The organism is Mesorhizobium sp. WSM4312 (assembly GCF_002294875.1).
Classification (GTDB): domain Bacteria; phylum Pseudomonadota; class Alphaproteobacteria; order Rhizobiales; family Rhizobiaceae; genus Mesorhizobium.
The window spans coordinates 1-1,641 of sequence record NZ_NSFU01000050.1; the positions used below are offsets into that span (position 1 = coordinate 1).

Annotated in this window: 2 protein-coding genes; both read left to right on the top strand. The window is 62.4% G+C overall.

Annotation, left to right across the window (positions count from 1 at the left end; translation table 11 throughout):
* The first annotated feature begins 9 nt into the window (after positions 1 to 9).
* Positions 10 to 885 carry a sugar ABC transporter substrate-binding protein gene (locus tag CK228_RS34560; RefSeq protein WP_245438186.1) on the top strand — a complete coding sequence of 292 codons (876 nt, stop codon included), beginning with the start codon at positions 10 to 12 and terminating at the stop codon, positions 883 to 885.
* Positions 886 to 988: 103 nt separating this feature from the next.
* The coding region (locus CK228_RS34565) for an ABC transporter permease (RefSeq protein WP_143750663.1) at positions 989 to 1,641 on the top strand (653 nt) is incomplete at its 3' end.

Here is a 1,641-nt window from a genome sequence, read left to right on the forward strand (position 1 = left end):
GCCGCCAAGATCGGCGTATCGATGGCCAAGTTCGACGACAACTTCCTCACCGTGCTGCGCAACGGCATGATCGCGCAGGCCAAGGGCATGAGCGGCGTCGAACTGCAGGTCGAAGACGCACAGAACGACGTTGCCAAGCAGCTCGACCAGATCAAGAACTTCGCCGCTTCGGGCGTCGACGCGATCATCGTCAACCCGGTTGACACCTCGGCCACCCAAGCGATGTCGGACGCCGCCGCGGCTGCCAAGATTCCGCTTGTCTATGTCAACCGCGAGCCGGTCAACGTGAACACGCTGCCCGACAACCAGGCCTTCGTCGCCTCGAACGAAGCCGATTCCGGCACGCTTGAGACCAAGGAAGTCTGCCGTCTGTTCAAGGAAGCCGGCAAGAAGGAAGCCAATGTCTATGTGATCATGGGCGAGCTTTCCAACCAGGCTGCCGTGCAGCGCACCAAGGACATTGAAGAGGTGATCGCGACGCCGGACTGCAGTTTCATCAAGATCATCGACAAGCAGACCTCGAACTGGGATCGCGACCAAGCGCAGAACCTGATGACCAACTGGCTGTCGACCGGCAAGAAGTTCGACGGCGTCATCGCCAACAATGACGAAAGCGCCATCGGCGCCATCCAGGCGATGAAGGCCGCCAACATCGACATGAAGGCGGTTGTCGTCGGCGGCGTCGACGCCACGCAGGATGCGCTTGCCGCCATGCAGGCCGGCGACCTCGACGCAACCGTGTTCCAGGACGCGGCCGGCCAGGGCGCGGGCGCGCTGGATGCGGCGCTGAAACTGTCCAAGGGCGAGAAGGTCGAGCACAAGGTCTACGTGCCGTTCCAGCTTGTGACCCCGGCGAACATCGACAAGTTCCTGAAGAAGAACTGAGCCGCGGATATCGAGAGCGGCGCTGCTCAGGCAGCGCCGCTCCCCCTTCCCTCGGCGCCTGAAGGCGCTCGAGGCGCGACCGTGGCTGACGGAGGATAGAAGATTGGCACAGACATCTCATGGCGTCGGAGGGCTCACCTACGATGCGAAGAAGCGCACATGGCCGGCCGAATTCAATGTCTTCCTGGCGCTCGTCATTCTCGTCGTCATCTTCGAACTGATCGGCCGCATCTTTCTCGGCGACAGTTTCCTGTTCAACACCCGCAGCGACGTCTCGGGGATCTTCAACGAGGCACGCCTGCAGATCATCATCCTGCAGGTGTCGATCGTCGGCATCATCGCCATCGGCGTGACGCAGGTGATCATTTGCGGCGGCATCGACCTGTCTTCCGGTTCGATCGTCGGCGCGACCGCGATGATCGCCATGAGTTTCGCCCAGGTGGCGACCGTCAACGGCAATCCCAACCCCAAGGCGATGTTTCTGGCGCAAGGCTGGACCGACCTGCCCGTCATCGTGCCGCTGCTGGTGGCGATCGGCTGCGGCCTGCTCGCCGGTCTGGTCAACGGTGCCTTGATCGCCTACACGCGCATCCCACCGTTCATCGCCACGCTCGGCATGATGGTGACCGCGCGCGGCATCGCCAAATGGTGGTCGAAGGGCCAGCCGATCTCGTTTCCCACCGACAGTTTCGCGGCGATCGGCAAGGGCCTGATGCCCGTCATCATCTTCCTGTCGCTGGCCGTGCTGTTCCAGCT